This window comes from Leptolyngbya sp. NK1-12 (genome assembly GCF_032598965.1).
In the GTDB taxonomy this organism is placed as follows: Bacteria; Cyanobacteriota; Cyanobacteriia; order Elainellales; family Elainellaceae; genus Elainella.
The window spans coordinates 5,995,192-6,010,769 of sequence record NZ_CP053586.1 but is presented as its reverse complement, the minus strand read 5'-3'; the positions used below and the strand labels follow the sequence as shown (position 1 = coordinate 6,010,769).

The window sequence follows — 15,578 nt, the reverse complement described above, 5'->3', positions numbered from 1 at the left end:
GGGCACTTTTTCCGCTAGCATCCCGCAAGTGCAAATTCTGCCGCTATTTTGGTAAGAGAGACTTTATCAATCCAGTTGATCGAATACTCATGACCAGCCGTATCATTGACCTCCTCCGAACCGGACAGCCCGACCAAACCGTCACTATTCAGGGCTGGGTCCGCACCCGACGCGAACAAAAAGAATTTTGCTTTGTTGAAGTCAATGACGGCTCCTCGATGGCCGGGTTACAGGCAGTTCTGCATCAAGATTTGCCCAACTATACGGAACTCGTCAAGCAGTTGAATACCGGTGCTTCGGTGGAAATGAGCGGCGTTTTGGTGGCGTCTCCGGCCAAGGGGCAGCGGATCGAGCTAAAGGCAGAATCGGTGACTGTTTACGGTGGAGCCGACCCGGAAACCTATCCGTTGCAGAAAAAGCGGCATTCCTTTGAGTTCCTGCGAGAAATTGCCCATTTGCGTGGCCGCACCAACACTTTAGGAGCAGTGTTTCGGGTACGGAATGCCTGCGCCACCGCGATTCACCAGTTTTTCCAGGAGCGCGGGTTCCTCTGGGTCCACACGCCCATCATCAGCGCCAACGACTGCGAAGGAGCTGGAGAACTCTTCACGGTGACTGCGCTGGATCTAAAGCAGGTGCCCCTCACCGAAACCAAAGACGTAGATTACAGCCAAGATTTCTTTGGGAGACGCGCCTTTCTCACGGTCAGCGGTCAGCTCGAAGCCGAGATTATGGCCATGGCGTTCACGAATGTCTATACCTTTGGTCCCACCTTCCGGGCCGAAAATTCCAACACCTCGCGTCACTTAGCCGAGTTTTGGATGATCGAGCCAGAGATGGCCTTTTGTGACTTGAACGGCAACATGGACCTAGCAGAAGCATTCCTCAAGCATATCTTTCGCTATGTGCTAGAGCATTGCCCTGAAGATATGGAATTCTTCAACCAAAGAATCGATAATTCCGTTCTTGCCACTGCCGACAATATTATCAACAACTCATTCGAGCGTATCACCTACACCGAAGCCATTGCCCTGCTCGAAAAAGCCGACCGCAAGTTTGAATTTCCGGTTTCCTGGGGCCTCGATCTCCAGTCCGAGCACGAGCGCTATCTGGCCGAAGAGCTATTCAAAAAACCGACTATCGTCACCGATTATCCAGCCGCGATCAAAGCCTTCTACATGCGCCTCAACGACGATGGCAAAACCGTGCGGGCCATGGATATCCTAGCTCCCAAAATCGGCGAAATTGTCGGCGGCTCCCAACGGGAAGAGCGGCTTGACGTGCTAGAACGCCGGATTCAGGACCTGGGCCTACCGCAAGACGACCTCTGGTGGTACCTTGATCTGCGTCGGTTTGGCACCGTTCCCCACGCTGGCTTTGGGCTTGGCTTCGAGCGAGTCGTGCAGTTCATGACCGGCATGACCAACATCCGCGATGTGATTCCCTTCCCCAGAACGCCGCTCAACGCCGAGTTTTAATTAACACCATTTCCCTTCAATCGGGCTACAGATTACACCATCCAACAGGTTGCGGTATGCAGCTTCCGCCATACTGCTCCGCAGAAGCAAGCTACAAAACTCAAAACTACGCGCTCCGCGCAGGCTCCGCCACCAAAACTCAAAACTCAAAACTCAAAACTCAAAACTAAGCGCTATACCTAACGGCAGGCTATCGCCAAACGCGCAGGCTCCGCCACCAAAACTCAAAACTCAAAACTCAAAACTAAGAATTGGTATAACTTCCAACACCCGCTCCAATCGCTGCTGCGCCTGCCCCAAGGCCGCTTCCGGCGTACTCTTGCCCAACAGAACTGCTTCAATCGCTCGTCCCAAGGCATCGGATAGGCGACTGTAGCCAGGAAAAATCGGGCGAGAGCGACCATACTGAGCCTGCTGCAAAAACACCTTGACTACTGGCTGCTGTTGCAAAAACGCCTGATACTTTGGATTTTGGCGTGCCTGCAAATTCACCGGCAAATAGCCCGTCGCGATCGCCCACTCGGTCTGAAACTCTTCGCTCAGCACATACTCGGCAAACACCTGAGCCGCCTGTTCCTCTGCTGGTGACGTTTTGAAAATAAACAAATTCTCGCCGCCAATGCTAGTTGCAGGTCGCTCCAACACCGGAATCGGCATCACCGCAAAATCCACCCCCGTCGCCTGCAACTGCCCCAGTGTCCACGGCCCCGTCAACTGCATCGCCACCTTCCCCGCCAAAAATTGATCCAGCTCATAGCCCCGCTCCGGCTGCGACAAAATCACCGACCCATCCTCAATCAAATCCCGCCAAAACTGCAACGCCGCGATTGCACCAGCACTATCAATTTTGAGATTTGTCGCTTGCTGCTGCCCAGTCATGTTTTGAGTTTTGAATTCACTCGCTGCCCCATCTTCCCTCGTTCGGCGAGGCTCACGAGCCGCATCTGCCCCAACTCCCCCATCTCCGACCACCGCCTGCTGCCCCACCTCCCCTCCCCCGCTCCACAGAAACGGCAGCCACATAAACACAGTCCATTCGCCCTTTCCTAAGGGCAGCAACAGGCCATATTGATCGGTTTGGGGATTGGTTAAGCGTCGGGCTACCTGGCGGAAGTCGTTCCAGGTTTGGGGCAATTCGGTAATCCCAGCGGCAGCAAACAAACTAGGACGGTAGAAGACGCCAACATTGTTGACGCTAAAAGGAACCGACCAGAGATGCCCTTCCCACTGCATCGACTCAAATAGGGTGGGATCGATGTCCTGTTTGATGGGCAATGGGTCTAGCCAATCTTCTAGAGGCACAATCGCATCTAGCTCTACTAACTGTCCGGTGAGCATAGGCGCATACCAGAGCAAATTGGGCGGCACCCCACCCACTACCGCCGATAAAATCTTGGGAATCTGCTGATCGCCCTGCCCCACGTAGAGGGATTCTACCTGAATCTGCGGATGAGTCTGATTAAACCGATCCACCAACCGTTGCAGCACATCCCGATTCGGCGGCGGATTCACGCCATGCCAGAGGGTTAGGTGAGTCACATTATTAGCCGCAACCCCAGCCCGACAAGCCGTGAGGCCAATCAAACAAACCACCAAAACCAAACTCACCCGCACCCAGCGCAACAAGTTGCTCATCACACTCAAAGCTCAAAACTCAAAACTCAAAACTTCTGAGGGTAAGGCAAAGGTTCCATCCGCATCCGGCTCAAACTGCAACACTTGAACCACCGCATCGCAAGCAATCGGGCCGTAAACATGGGGAAACGCGCCCACGCCTTCCACCTCGTCGTAGCGCAATGTTTCCCCTAGCTGCTCGCTGTCGATCCCCAGCAAGACTAGCCCCTGCTGGCCACGAAAGAACGAGTTCGCCACCCAAACAACCTGCTCAGCCGTGGAGCAGTGGATAAAGCCCTCGGTTTGTAACGATGGATGCTGATAAACACCATCCGCTTCAGCCGCCTGCCATTGGGAGCGCTCCGCGATGTGGAAAATTAATGCCATAGAGGGGATCGGGATTGAGTAAGTTACTTTTGCATTGTAGAGCTTCCACTGGATGCTATATAGCTTGTGCTTCAGTTTGAACTTTAGAGTTGCGCTTAATTTTGTCCAATATCCTATTGTAGATTCTCAGGATCGTAGTAGGCGTTTTCTTCACCGCATTCCTCAAACCTGACCAAGATATTGTTAGAAAATCCAAACTGCTGATTTAGAAATAAATCCAGATAACAAATTGCGGCTCCTCCTGAGAAGAACCGCCTAGAACAAATTGATTTGGGGGTTTATGGTCTATTCTTCGGTTTCCAACCCAGCCACCACCATCGCGCAGAAGGCAAAAGCAGTGACCAAAGGCATGGGCGATTGCGCTAAGAAGCTGAGTCCAGCCGCTGCCAACGCTACCATTCCGGCAGCCATACACCAAACTCTTTCATCCGAGCTGAGACCTCGTTCTGCTTTGATCTGCCGCAATACTTGCTGAGGAATGGGCAGAGGCATAACTCCATTCGGGGGAAAGGCCCAATACTCATTCCGTCTTCTCATGAACAACTCAGTCCAGCCGTTTTCTTTGCACCAATCCTCGATCCAGGCGTAACAGTAGTGGTTCATTGCTCGACCTTTCGTTTAGAAATTACAGTTTGTAAAAGCGATAGCAGAGCCTTTGCTCAACATAAAATGAACTTATCGGTAAAAACCACCAAGATAAGCCCAGGCAATCCAACAATAAACTGCAACCTTAACTGCTTCCCTATTTATGCAGGCTAGCAGACCCAATTCGGTCTGATGTCAGCACAGAAATTAAAGTTTACTTAACCGGGAAATTGGATTAAGTTGAATTAATTTTTCTATTTAAAACGATTATCATGCCGATCAAACCTGTAATTCAGGAGATTTGGGGCAGTGAAGAACCGCTCAAAAGTATGAAATGTTGCTTTGCTGTTGGTCCCAGTCCAGGCACAATAAAGAGCAGAATGCGAAGGTTAAACATAAACTCTGCTGCGAGTAATCATTCATGAGTGACCTTGCCAGGAAAGATCTATTTGTCTGCTTAGGGATTTGGTTAGCTTTAGAAATCGTCTGTTTTGCAATTCTGCCTGCGCTGCACCTGGGTCAGACCCGCTCCAGCTTGCAGGGTTGGTTTCTGCTTAGCGTACTGATGGGCATGGGGGGAGCTAGCCTCATGGCCGCTAGTACCCAACTTGATCAGTTTTTTCAGTTTCAACAAGAAATTGGCCGCCAAAACCAAATGCTCCGCTCGCTGCTGGTGGCAGTCGTGAGTTGGCTGGGGCTGATCGGCATTGGCTTTCCCCTATTGGTAGGCAGTCTGCAAGTGTTTGGCAAGGTGTTTGAATTGCTGAAGTCTTAGTTGCTTTTAGAAGCTTGCTGCGGTACAACCGATAGCACCATCCCTTCACGCGCCAGCCGCACGTTGGGAAACGCAGCCTGCACTTCAGCTTCCACCTGATCTAAAAAATCATCTTCGTGGCCTGGATCGTGGTGAAACATCACCGTTTGCTTTACTTCAGCGGCAAGGGCCACTTCGATTCCAGCCTTCCAAGCAGCAGGGGGTTGACCAACGGCTGCTTCGGCATTGTAGGAGGAATGGTAGTAGGAATGCTCGGTATAGGCGGTGTCATAGATTAGCAAGTCAGCCTGATGAGCCAGGTAGAGCAAGCCCGGATCGATTTGGTTGAGCAGATGTTCGGTATCGGTAGCGTAAACAACCGAATAGCCATTCCAGGTAATCCGATACCCCAGCGCCTGATTAGAGCGATGCAAAGCAACGGTTTCAATTACCACATCATCGAGCGTGATTACTGAGCCAGGAGCAATGTCATGGAACTGCAGGTTGGCCTGCATCATTTTCAACGGTATCGGGAAATTGGGCCGCAGCATCTGGTCGGAAAGCCGCTGCTTGATTGACGCTCCGTTTTGCCCGACTGCACCGTAGATATCAAACTGGTTGCCCTCAATGAAAGCTGGCATAAAAAAAGGAAAGCCCTGAATCCGATCCCAGTGGGTATGGGTAAAAAAGATATGCCCCTTCACCGGTAGTTCTTGCAGCATTTGCTTACCCAATACGCGCAGGCCGGTTCCTCCGTCAAAAATTAGCCGCTTACCGCCCACCTCCATCTCCACACAGGCCGTATTGCCGCCATATCGCACCGTCTCGATTCCGGGAGTTGGAATACTGCCTCTAACCCCCCAAAACCGAACTGTAAACTCACGAGGACTACTAATCATTGACGTAAGCTGAGCGTGACCCAGAATGGTTTGAGCGCGAGTTAGGGAGGAAGACCAGGTTGGGGAGGAAGAATTGAAGCCTGACATTGGAGTGAATGTAAGCTGAGCTACGAAAATGGAACAAGAAACCGATTTGCTCACCGAGTAAATCGGGCAACCGCTCGATCGTCCTGCTCATGCAAAGAGAACACCAAGCTAAATCCCTCTATTGATTGAGGTAATTGAATCAGGTAGCCGATTCAGGAAAAGCTAGGATTCAGACAACAATTTCAGGTGTTCAAATAGCGCCTGAGAATTTTTCAGGCGGTGAGCGGCGATCCAGGATTTGAGTACGGTTATAGTTCCCCGGTTTTGTAGCCAGTCATCAGTAGGTGCACATGCCGACGTCGGTCAGATCTAGCACCAGTCAGAGCCAGTACCAGTCTATCCATGCCCCCATCTAGTTGGTCCCCTGAATAGAGAGCGCCAGTCAGACAAACGATGCAAACCACCTTCTAAAAGATTTTAATCTGGATCCAGAAATTGGTACCGAAAATGGTCGCAGCAAAAAGGCGACCGTTAGTCAGTCGCCTCTAGGTAGATAGTAAATAACCCAAGCGGTAGAGATAAATCCTACTTTGACCCGGCCTTGATGCAGGTTTCAATTAGCGGCAGGACATGCTCTACATCCTTCCAGCCCAGGATTTCCGTCACCTTTTTCTCCAAATTCTTGTAGGTTCTGAAGAATTCCGCAATTTCTTCCAGACGGTGGGGGGCAACATCCTTGAGGGACTTGACCTCGGTATAGCGGGGGTCTTTGTCGGGGACGCAGAGAATTTTTTCATCCCGATCGCCGCCATCGACCATTTCCAGCATGCCAATCGGACGAGCCGCAATCACACAGCCAGGAAAGGTTGGCTGGTCCATAATCACCATGCCATCGAGGGGATCTCCATCGTCGGCTAGGGTGTTGGGGACAAACCCGTAATCATAGGGATACTGCACAGAGGCATACAGTACGCGGTCGAGGGCAAAGGCTTGCAGGTCTTTGTCAAATTCGTACTTGTTTTTGCTGCCAGCCGGAATTTCAATCAAAATATTCAGCAGCCCAGGTTTTGGCTGGGGGGGAATCCGCGACAAGTCCACAGCAGTTCTCCAAATTAAAAATTAATCAGGACATAGAAAAGATAACCGCTATTCAGCACTGTGTTAAGCATTGCACTAACTACCTATTCGATTTCTCTGACTGCAAGTCAGTAAACTCGTCAGAGTTTTTGAATTTCAAACCCCTTTCGGGGTTTTCGGATAGGCACTAAGCATCTACATTCAGCACTGTACAAGCAGCTAAACAGCAGATCGTTCCCGCATCGGATTTTGGGGAAAGCTCAAGAATTTATCTTCTCACGTTCGGTATCAATTGTGCCGGAGTTCGCCAGCTTGGCTGAGGGGGTGAAGAGAAATAGCCAATGGCAACTAACGGAACGGTCAGGGTGAGCAACGCGATCACAGTACCCATTACATTTGCAAATCTCAAATCTGCGAATTTGGGGGACGTTCGTTCGACAGAGCTGCTCGCTCGACTACTGGATTCCATAATAAAACTCGTTTCGTAAACCGATACGACGTATTCTGTTAGGTTAACTCAGGTGCCCTCGGAAAACCGAGGTTTCCATACTTAATTTTAACGATTATTTAGGGTTGCCATCATCCGCAGAAACTCTAACGGTAATCCATCGGTATCGCTAATAAATGCCACTTCGTAAACGTGATTACCAATCATCTGCTGAGTGGGTTCCAGCAACACCTTCAGCGGCTGAACCGAAGCTGAGGTCTGGGCGGCTTGCTGAAACTGAGCTTTGAGCTGCTCCAACCAGGCGGGCAAATCATCGACCTGATCGGTCAGGTCAAACGACAGGTGATAGTAGCCGGTGTAATGTTCATCATGGAAGGCATCCGCTGCCGGACGCGGTTCGGGGACCTGCAAAAGTTCAATCCGTCCGCCTAAGCCCTCCATCCAGCAGCCCAGGGTAATGCCCGCTGTAAACCGCTCACAGACCTGAAACCCCAGCAATTCGTAGAACCCAATCGCTCGGTGAATATCGGCGGTCCGAATCGAAGCGTGGTGCATAAGAGGTGCAAAAAGAGGCTGAGAACCTATTCAAATAGGCGAAAGTAGGGATAGCGCACGGGCGCACCGGGTTCTTTCTCCAAATCGAAATTGATCACGTCCCAGCAGGGTTCTTCCGACGGATCGGGACTAAACTCAACCGGCAACCCGTAGAGACGCGGACGCGATGCTTCGGTTTGACCCCGCCAGGGGGTGCTGCGCTCTAGATAGGTGCTGATTAAATCTTTGTAACGGCTGGCAATAATTACCCTAGTGGCTCGGTAGCCCTGTGTGTAGAGGCGATCGAGCGCCTCATGAATTTCAAACCGGATGCCGTCTGGATGAGTATGTTGGCGATACCACTCATTGTTCCAGCGCCGCCAGTGCCGCCCAGATTGCAGGTGAATCAACTCACCCGTCTTTGGGTTTGCTTCAAAGGCCCCATGTCGTTGACAGAGGTAAGTGTCCGTCAAGGTCAACGCTGGAATCATTTGACGGCAGTGAGGACACTGAATTTCAGGGCCGAAAATTGGATATTGTATAGCTGGATTCATCATGTAGTTGCGGCTATGGGCGACCTAAGCCAGTTCTAGTGGCTCTATTATACTCTTTAGGATTTGAGCCTTCTAGCGATTGCGTAGGTTTAACTTCCGACAGGAATTTTACGGTCATTATGTCACCCATCTAGAGGGCATGCTGAATAACTCTCCAAACCCAACCCCGAACCTGAATTTGCCCACTCCTACCTATTGGCCAGCACCAGACCTGTCGCTAGCGGCGTTTGTCGCGGCAAATGCCACGGTGATTGGCAATGTCAGCATCGGCAGCGGAGCTAGCATCTGGTACGGAGCCGTGGTGCGGGGAGATGTGGAGCAGATCTGCATCGGAGCCTATACCAATGTGCAGGATGGTGCGATTTTACATGGCGATCCGGGCAAACCAACCGTACTGGAAGATTATGTCACGATTGGGCATCGAGCCGTGGTTCACAGTGCCCATATCGAGCGGGGCTGTTTGATTGGCATTGGGGCAATTGTTCTAGACGGAGTGCGGGTTGGCGCAGGCAGCATTATCGGCGCGGGCAGTGTGGTAACAAAATCGGTGCCAGCAGGGACGCTGGTGGTCGGAGTACCGGCCAAGCCAGTACGGCCGGTGTCGCCATCTGAGGCAGAGGGACTGATTGAGCACGCTAAACATTACCAGCAGCTAGCCTTGGTCCATGCAGGCAAGGGAACGGATCTGGGGTTTCGGGCTGGTGCGTGATGGGCGGTATGTCCTGCGGACAGGCGTTGCCCATGCGCGGCGTTGCTATAGGCAGTAGCTGTAGGCAGTAGCTGTAGGCAGTAGCAGCTGGGTGGATCACTATCCCTAATTAAGTTAAGAATTGTAAAAAATAATAAAGGGAGACCTGGCAAAACTGGGCAATTCACCGCAAAATAAATTTCAAGATGAGAACTATTTATAAATCTTTAGGAGGATCGGAACTATGGATTGGCGTCTTCTGATTGTTTTGTTGCCGTTAGCTCTTGCCCTTGGTTGGGTAGCTAAGAACATCGGGGAGCTGGCACTCAAGCAAGGCAAAGAGTTTTTGAGCCGGTAATCTGATTACTCGTTGGATTGCCTGATTGGGTAGGAAGTTTCTGTCGTTGCCCTATTAGGCTAACTACATGGTGAGGGTAATCCGGCTCGATTCGTTTCAGTTGAGTCATTATGCAGCCTGAATTGGCTGAGGTTTGCTACTAAAGCATGACTTCTAATCACGATGGCGATCAGGCTTTTCAGGAGTGGTCGCCTTTTTATTTGCCTTATTTTTCTTTTTCTTTGCCTTATATAGTCCATTTCCCTTGATTGAGCAATCATTCACAACTTCAACGGGCTAGTCGCTACAGGTTCCTTATACTTCAGGCAATACTCTGTGTGGCAACACCTGTCCGCAGGATGTCTCGCTAGAAGCAAGCTACAAAACTACGCGCTCTACGCAGGCTGCGCCAACAAAACTTAAAACTTCAAAACTCAAAACTGGTATTCCTTACCGCCACAGCAGGCTAATCGATTGCAATAGCCCAATCACCACGCCCAAAATGCCGCCTAGGTTAACAATTGCCTGTAGCTCGCTTTTAACGATGCCCTGGATGGCAATTTCTAGGTCTCTGGCTGGGGTTGCCTTGACTCGGTTGATGATCACCTGATCGATGCCCAAAATCGGAATCACCTGCACCACAATCTTCTCTAGGTCGCGCTCTAGATAACGTTCCAGCACCAGCGCGATTTCTCGACTCACAGGGTCCAAAGAACTGCTGAATACTTCTGAATTGCGCAAACGGTTGAGCACCAGCGAGGCTACATTTTCCCAGTCGATCGAAGCGCTAAGGTCTTTAATTAGGTCGCTGCCTTTGGCTTGGGCATAGCTGCGAACCGTATCCCGCATGGTTTTGCGAAGCTGCCGCACCGTCGAAACCGGTAAATTTTGCAGCGAAAGGTTTTGGAGAAGCTCCTTGAGGCGGTCACGCATACCCAAGGTATCTACTAACTCCAAAACACGGGCATTACTGGCCTCTCGTTCGTCTAAACAGTATGTGCGAAGACGGGTGAGGGCATTGCGGACACCAAACAAGTTCGCCACAACCCAATAGGTGCCGGTCGTCTTTTCACGGAAGCCTTCATCAATGATGCGAATGTTGCGGTCGGTGAGAAAATCCACGATGGCTTGGCGAATCACATCCGGCGGAATCACGACTTCCAGCAGCCAATCAGCCAATTGTTCGGCCTGTTGTTCGTTCAGGCGCAGTTCTAGAATCACCTGGTCGAAAATCTGGTTGAGCTGCTGCTCCAGAAAATCTTCTCGCCTCGCCATCACCTTGAGCAGACGTGGCAAGGACTGACCTAGCAGGTCCCGCAGAATATCGGCAATAATTTTGATGGCTTTATCCTGATTGCGGCCCTGAATTTGTTCTAGGGTGAGCTGGAGCAGCCAATGAATGGCCGCCTGCATCCGCTCGGTTTGCAGCAGCTTGCGGGCCAAATTTTGCAGCTCTTCGGGCGTCAGCAAGGACCCCATGATCGCATCCGAGATCCGCTGCGCCAGTCGCTCTTGATTACTGGGAATTAGCCCTGGCGTGAATGGCAGCCGTCGCCCTGCGATGTAGTAGGCTCGGTAGGGACGAAACAGCATCTTGATGGCAATGTCGTTTGTGAAGTAGCCAATGATGCCACCCACGATGGGGGGAGCTGCAAATAGCCAGAAGGTATAGAGATCCAAGGGAGGTGAGTTTCAGAGAATATAACTGAAGATAGTTTTACCTGATCGGCTGGTGAACCGGGCAGGGATTTTCATCCTAGCCTAATCGCTGGTGGGGCTGCGTTAGGCTAACTCTCGAAACAGCAATTCTCATTTTGGCGAAAAGCTGTTCAAGTCCTGGAAATATCGGTATTGTAAGAACATCTAAGAGAGCCAAGAGAGCCAGAACCGTTGAAAGAACGGGGGTTGTTTGACACAATAGTTGGTTCCTTTCGCCAGCGCCTGTCCTCGCTACCGGACAAACGCACGGGCAAGAATACCCGCTATGGGATGGAAGATGCAGCCTTGAGCGCGTTTAGCGTGTTCTTCACCCAAACCCCGTCATTTCTGGCATACCAGCGAATGATGGAGGGCAGTAAAGGTCATAGTAATGCCCAAAGTCTGTTTGGAGTACATCAGATACCGAGTGACAACCAGATTCGGGCGTTGCTCGATGGGGTGAAACCAGAGCAGGTATTTCCCATCTTTGAGGAAATCTTGCAGGTGTTGGAGCAACAGGGACAGTTGAAGAGATTGCGCTCGTTTGCCGACACTCTGCTCATGGCAATCGATGGCACCGAATACTTCGGTTCGAGCCAAATCCATTGCCCGCAGTGTTCAACGCGCCAGTTGAAGTCAGGAGAGATGTACTATTTTCATAGTGTGGTCACTCCAGTCATCGTTTGTCCGGGTCAATCTCAGGTGATTCCATTGGTGCCTGAGTTTGTCGTACCGCAAGATGGGCATGACAAACAAGACTGTGAGAATGCAGCCGCCAAACGGTGGTTTTTGCAGTACGGACAACGCTACCGTGCCTTCAATGTAACGGTTTTGGGCGATGACCTCTACTGTCATCAACCCTTATGCCAACAGCTCTTAGCTCAACAATTCGACTTCATTCTGGTATGCCGTCCGGAGTCTCACGCTACCCTCTATGAGCATCTCGAAGGCATTGATTTACCGACAGTGACGACCAAACGTTGGACTGGAAAGGTCGAGGAAACCTATACCTACCGCTACCTCAACGACGTGCCCCTCAAAGATGGGGATGATGCGCTCTTGGTGAATTGGTGCGAACTGACGGTGAGCCGCCCAGATGGGAAGGTAGTCTACAAAAATTCCTTTGCCACCAATCATCCAATTACCGACGACACTGTGGCAGAGGTCGTCCTAGCCGGTCGTACCCGCTGGAAGGTGGAAAACGAGAATAACAACACCCTCAAGACCAAGGGCTACAACCTCGAACACAATTTTGGGCATGGCAAGCAGCATCTTGCTTCATTCCTCGCTACCCTCAACATCCTGTCCCTGCTGTTTCATACCTTACTGGAGTTGCTCGACCAGAAATACAAGCTGTTGCGATCTCATTTGCCCACTCGCAAAACCTTTTTTGATGATTTGCGGGCGTTGACCCGTTACCTGTATTTCAACAATTGGGATCACCTGCTCACCTTTATGCTTGAGGGTTTAGAGCTAGAAATCCCACCTAACACCAGTTGATTTTCCATACTGAGAATTGCTGCTATCGTTTAGTCTACCCAGCCGCTAATTGCTGCTGCAGTTTTCCTGGTTCTCATAACAAAGGCTTTACCTATCTGGAATTCAAAGTAAAACTGAATTGAAGAAAATTTGGTTTGGTTATCCTGTTGCCTTGGTAATTCTGTTTACACTCAGGCATTTGACCAATCCGGACCGCCAGAAACCTCAGCTACTTATGCAGCTTTAGCCCAGAAGATTGAGTAGTAGCAAGCACCCCTACTAATGCAGCAGTTCACTGTGCAAAACTTTTTAATATTCGTCATATTAAATAAGGAATTTTGTCGAATTTTGTCAGTAACTGAATCATTACTCGGTAGAAAAAGTTGGTGCAATTTTGAGCGTTTTTGCAAAGTTAGAGCCTCAGGTGCGGCGTAACTTAACCGTGTTGTTTGCCGCAGGACTATTATTTTGGTCTGGTTTAGCGGCCCATTTACCAACATTGCCGCTGTACATCCAGCAGGCGGGAGCCAATCAGCACTGGGTTGGGATTGTGATGGGATCGTTTGCGGTTGGACTATTGGTGTCACGACCCTGGTTAGCAAGGCTAGCTGACTCGCGTGGGCGCAAGCTGGTTTTGCTGATTGGCATGACCGCAGTAGCCTTAGCCCCGTTGGGGTACTTGGCAACCACCAGTATTCTGCCACTGATCGGGTTGCGAGCCTTTCACGGCATTAGCATCGCCGCTTTTGCCTTGGCCTATAGTGCCCTTGTCGTCGATCTATCGCCACCACCCCATCGAGGTGAGCTGATTGGCTATATGAGTCTAGTCAACCCGATTGGGCTAGCGTTGGGTCCAGCGATTGGTGGGTTTACTCACGAGTGGTTTGGTTTCACACCCATGTTTTTGGCTGCTGCCAGTTTGGGACTGGTTGGGCTGCTCTGTACGGCTCAAGTGCAGGAATCTAGAGTCGTGGAGCAGAGTGCACAGCAGGGAGATAGCCAATTTTGGCGTTTGCTGGGTGATGATCGCATTCGTGTACCGGCGATTATTTTGCTGCTAATCGGCTTAACCTTTGGCACTCTTAGCACCTTTGTGCCGCTCTATATCAAAGAAGCAGGGGTAAGTTTGAATACGGGCTTGTTCTATACAGCCGCGGCGATGGCGAGTTTTGCAATTCGGTTGGTCGCCGGTCCAGCTTCAGATCGGTACGGTCGTGGTCCGTTTATCAGTTTGAGTTTGGTGTTTTACACGCTCTCAATGGTGATTTTATGGCAGGCCAACAGTTCGGCCTCGTTTCTGCTGGCTGGGGCAATTGAAGGAGCAGGATCTGGAACCCTAATCCCGATGATGGCGGCTTTAATGGCCGATCGCTCGCTGTCCCACGAACGGGGGCGCATGTTTGGCATCTGCATGACCGGATTCGACATTGGCATTGCCTTGGCCGGTCCGATTTTAGGAGCTGTTGCTACTCAAATTGGCTATCGCGGTATTTTTGGAATTTGTGTTGGGTTGGGAATAGCAGCTATTGTAGTTTTCCTGACTCAGTCTAGTAAGAACCTGTCTGCTTCTTGGCGGTTTGCTTTGGGACAGGGACGAGACATCTATGCAGTTGGCATTACGAGCGAGTCAAATAAGGGAGCCGCATGAGGCAAACCCATAAAATCAACTAAAAAGCTAACCAATAAAAAGGGAGCAAGATATACCTCTGCTCCTCACCCATTCTCGCTCTCTATTCTCTTGTTCTCTCTACACTAGACGGGCTAGGAGGGATTCGAACCCCCGACACCGTGGTCCGTAGCCACGTGCTCTAGTCCACTGAGCTACAAGCCCTTGCTCACGAATTCATATCCTAGCACACTGGTTTTGAAACTGGCAAGTTCTGAAATCAACAAGCCTAGGGTTAGCACTATGGGCCGAGGCGATGCAGTCCCCGCTTCACTTTACCGACACCCTTCTGAGCTTTGCGGGCCACTCGTCGCCACCAAGTATCTCGCCAACCAGACCAAGCAGTTTGGTCGAGGTAGGCATAAAATAAGCTAGTCGCCGGATGCTGGCAGCCGCTTCGCCAGGGTTTGGGAGCATTGGTATAGTGAATGATGAGCGGGTTATTCTTCAATAATTCATACTGCGTCTGGTCATAGGGGCTATCTTGCCAAGATTCATAGGTGTATATTCGCGGCATTTGATTCCAACGTGGATCAAGTTCTCCCCAGTTTCCGGTGAAGACAGCATTTAGCCCGTCCTGATCAGCGTCTCGAATATATTCACGATTTCGTTTACTGTGCTCAATTACTTTCATTCCGATATTATCTACTCGCCACTTCTTAAGATTGACAACTAGCAGGCCAGAGTTGAAGTATTTTTGATTGGGATTCAACCCCAACTCACGATAGTTACTCAACCCTACTGCCATTGACACTAGTGGCTGATTATCGTCTAGCACAGCAAGCACGTAATGCTCTCCCAGGTCCATTTGCCACAGCTCTGTTAGATCACCTTGTACGATCATGTCACAGTCTAAATAAATGGCTTTGTTGAGGTGGCTAGGCAACACTTGGGGCATTAACAAACGATAATAGGCAGTTCGGGTTAAGTAACGAGTCACCGACAGGTCTTGAAACAACGCCGGCTCCGGTTGAGTCCAATTGATTTCGAGTTGCTTAAACTGCTGCAGGGAATTTACAACCTTTTGCTGGGTTGCTGGCCAAATGCCGCCATCCAGAATATAGAGCAGCAGCTTTTGCTGGTTGTTTTTTAAATTGCTCAAGGCCGAATAAACCATCACCGCCATCGGCATGGCGTAATTTTCATCGGCAGCGCAAACTAGCACAATGGGCTGACTCTGAGTGCTGATACTGGTTGGGGCCTCAGGGCTGAATGTAGCCTGATTCGGTTCTATTTGTTTGGTCATGACCATCTCCTTTAGAGAAGGTGTGTCAAGGGCAAATACATGAAAAACCGATTACTCCAGGTTCGGGACAAAGAAATCAGCAAGAGATGAGAATAAGAACAGATGAG

Annotated in this window: 15 protein-coding genes and 1 tRNA gene; 6 read left to right on the top strand and 10 right to left on the bottom strand. The window is 50.5% G+C overall.

All coding sequences use genetic code 11. From position 1 onward, the window contains the following. Positions 1-89: 89 nt before the first annotated feature. Complete coding sequence (gene asnS, locus HJG54_RS25785; RefSeq protein WP_316432087.1) at positions 90-1,478, top strand: asparagine--tRNA ligase; 1,389 nt, start codon at positions 90-92, stop codon at positions 1,476-1,478. 231 nt (positions 1,479-1,709) lie between these two features. On the opposite strand, the gene HJG54_RS25780 is transcribed toward asnS, so the two are convergent. From HJG54_RS25780 to HJG54_RS25770, 3 genes are all read right to left on the bottom strand, one after another. Then, positions 1,710-3,113, bottom strand: a complete 1,404-nt coding sequence (locus HJG54_RS25780; protein WP_316432086.1) for an ABC transporter substrate-binding protein — start codon at positions 3,111-3,113, stop codon at positions 1,710-1,712. A 12-nt stretch (positions 3,114-3,125) separates the two neighbouring features. Beyond that, a complete protein-coding gene (locus tag HJG54_RS25775) occupies positions 3,126-3,479 on the bottom strand; it encodes a DUF952 domain-containing protein (RefSeq protein ID WP_316432085.1) in 354 nt (117 codons plus the stop codon). Between the two features lie 285 nt (positions 3,480-3,764). After that, positions 3,765-4,082 (bottom strand): hypothetical protein, encoded by a 318-nt coding sequence (locus HJG54_RS25770; protein ID WP_316432084.1) that lies wholly within the window; start codon positions 4,080-4,082, stop codon positions 3,765-3,767. A gap of 403 nt (positions 4,083-4,485) precedes the next feature. On the opposite strand from HJG54_RS25770, the gene HJG54_RS25765 reads away from it, so the two are divergent. Next, entirely contained in the window at positions 4,486-4,839 is a 354-nt protein-coding gene (locus HJG54_RS25765; RefSeq protein ID WP_316432083.1) for a hypothetical protein, read from the top strand. Here HJG54_RS25765 and HJG54_RS25760 read toward each other — a convergent pair. From HJG54_RS25760 to HJG54_RS25745, 4 genes are all read right to left on the bottom strand, one after another. Continuing rightward, positions 4,836-5,717, bottom strand: a complete 882-nt coding sequence (locus tag HJG54_RS25760; protein WP_316432082.1) for an MBL fold metallo-hydrolase — start codon at positions 5,715-5,717, stop codon at positions 4,836-4,838. The two genes, HJG54_RS25765 and HJG54_RS25760, sit on opposite strands and share 4 nt — an antisense overlap. Positions 5,718-6,329: 612 nt before the next feature. After that, positions 6,330-6,842 carry an inorganic diphosphatase gene (locus HJG54_RS25755; RefSeq protein WP_035999431.1) on the bottom strand — a complete coding sequence of 171 codons (513 nt, stop codon included), beginning with the start codon at positions 6,840-6,842 and terminating at the stop codon, positions 6,330-6,332. A gap of 535 nt (positions 6,843-7,377) precedes the next feature. Continuing rightward, positions 7,378-7,824 carry a VOC family protein gene (locus HJG54_RS25750; protein WP_035999434.1) on the bottom strand — a complete coding sequence of 149 codons (447 nt, stop codon included), beginning with the start codon at positions 7,822-7,824 and terminating at the stop codon, positions 7,378-7,380. A gap of 26 nt (positions 7,825-7,850) precedes the next feature. Beyond that, a complete protein-coding gene (locus HJG54_RS25745; RefSeq protein WP_035999437.1) occupies positions 7,851-8,360 on the bottom strand; it encodes a TIGR02652 family protein in 510 nt (169 codons plus the stop codon). A gap of 76 nt (positions 8,361-8,436) precedes the next feature. Here HJG54_RS25745 and HJG54_RS25740 point away from each other — a divergent pair, with 76 nt between their 5' ends. After that, positions 8,437-9,066, top strand: a complete 630-nt coding sequence (locus HJG54_RS25740; RefSeq protein WP_316432080.1) for a gamma carbonic anhydrase family protein — start codon at positions 8,437-8,439, stop codon at positions 9,064-9,066. A gap of 223 nt (positions 9,067-9,289) precedes the next feature. Further along, positions 9,290-9,403, top strand: a complete 114-nt coding sequence (locus HJG54_RS25735; RefSeq protein ID WP_316432079.1) for a photosystem II protein Y — start codon at positions 9,290-9,292, stop codon at positions 9,401-9,403. 429 nt (positions 9,404-9,832) lie between these two features. Here HJG54_RS25735 and HJG54_RS25730 read toward each other — a convergent pair whose 3' ends face one another. Next, positions 9,833-11,062 (bottom strand): DUF445 domain-containing protein, encoded by a 1,230-nt coding sequence (locus HJG54_RS25730; RefSeq protein ID WP_316432078.1) that lies wholly within the window; start codon positions 11,060-11,062, stop codon positions 9,833-9,835. A 237-nt stretch (positions 11,063-11,299) separates the two neighbouring features. On the opposite strand from HJG54_RS25730, the gene HJG54_RS25725 reads away from it, so the two are divergent. Then, a complete protein-coding gene (locus tag HJG54_RS25725) occupies positions 11,300-12,580 on the top strand; it encodes a transposase (protein ID WP_316435595.1) in 1,281 nt (426 codons plus the stop codon). A 373-nt stretch (positions 12,581-12,953) separates the two neighbouring features. Further along, positions 12,954-14,207 carry an MFS transporter gene (locus HJG54_RS25720; protein ID WP_316432077.1) on the top strand — a complete coding sequence of 418 codons (1,254 nt, stop codon included), beginning with the start codon at positions 12,954-12,956 and terminating at the stop codon, positions 14,205-14,207. A 109-nt stretch (positions 14,208-14,316) separates the two neighbouring features. Here the strand turns inward: HJG54_RS25720 and HJG54_RS25715 are convergent. Both HJG54_RS25715 and HJG54_RS25710 read right to left on the bottom strand, forming a co-directional pair. Continuing rightward, a tRNA-Arg gene (locus HJG54_RS25715) sits at positions 14,317-14,390 on the bottom strand. A 76-nt stretch (positions 14,391-14,466) separates the two neighbouring features. Next, on the bottom strand, positions 14,467-15,471 hold the full coding sequence (locus HJG54_RS25710; protein ID WP_316432076.1) for a glycosyltransferase family 8 protein: 1,005 nt from the start codon (positions 15,469-15,471) through the stop codon (positions 14,467-14,469). Positions 15,472-15,578: the final 107 nt, after the last annotated feature.

Coding starts and splice junctions, on each gene's coding strand:
- asnS (WP_316432087.1), top strand. CDS start 90: ATGACCAGCCGTATCATTGACCTCCTCCGAACCGGACAGCCCGACCAA.
- HJG54_RS25770 (WP_316432084.1), bottom strand. CDS start 4,082: ATGAACCACTACTGTTACGCCTGGATCGAGGATTGGTGCAAAGAAAAC.
- HJG54_RS25760 (WP_316432082.1), bottom strand. CDS start 5,717: ATGATTAGTAGTCCTCGTGAGTTTACAGTTCGGTTTTGGGGGGTTAGA.
- HJG54_RS25745 (WP_035999437.1), bottom strand. CDS start 8,360: ATGATGAATCCAGCTATACAATATCCAATTTTCGGCCCTGAAATTCAG.
- HJG54_RS25780 (WP_316432086.1), bottom strand. CDS start 3,113: ATGAGCAACTTGTTGCGCTGGGTGCGGGTGAGTTTGGTTTTGGTGGTT.
- HJG54_RS25775 (WP_316432085.1), bottom strand. CDS start 3,479: ATGGCATTAATTTTCCACATCGCGGAGCGCTCCCAATGGCAGGCGGCT.
- HJG54_RS25750 (WP_035999434.1), bottom strand. CDS start 7,824: ATGCACCACGCTTCGATTCGGACCGCCGATATTCACCGAGCGATTGGG.
- HJG54_RS25735 (WP_316432079.1), top strand. CDS start 9,290: ATGGATTGGCGTCTTCTGATTGTTTTGTTGCCGTTAGCTCTTGCCCTT.
- HJG54_RS25765 (WP_316432083.1), top strand. CDS start 4,486: ATGAGTGACCTTGCCAGGAAAGATCTATTTGTCTGCTTAGGGATTTGG.
- HJG54_RS25710 (WP_316432076.1), bottom strand. CDS start 15,471: ATGACCAAACAAATAGAACCGAATCAGGCTACATTCAGCCCTGAGGCC.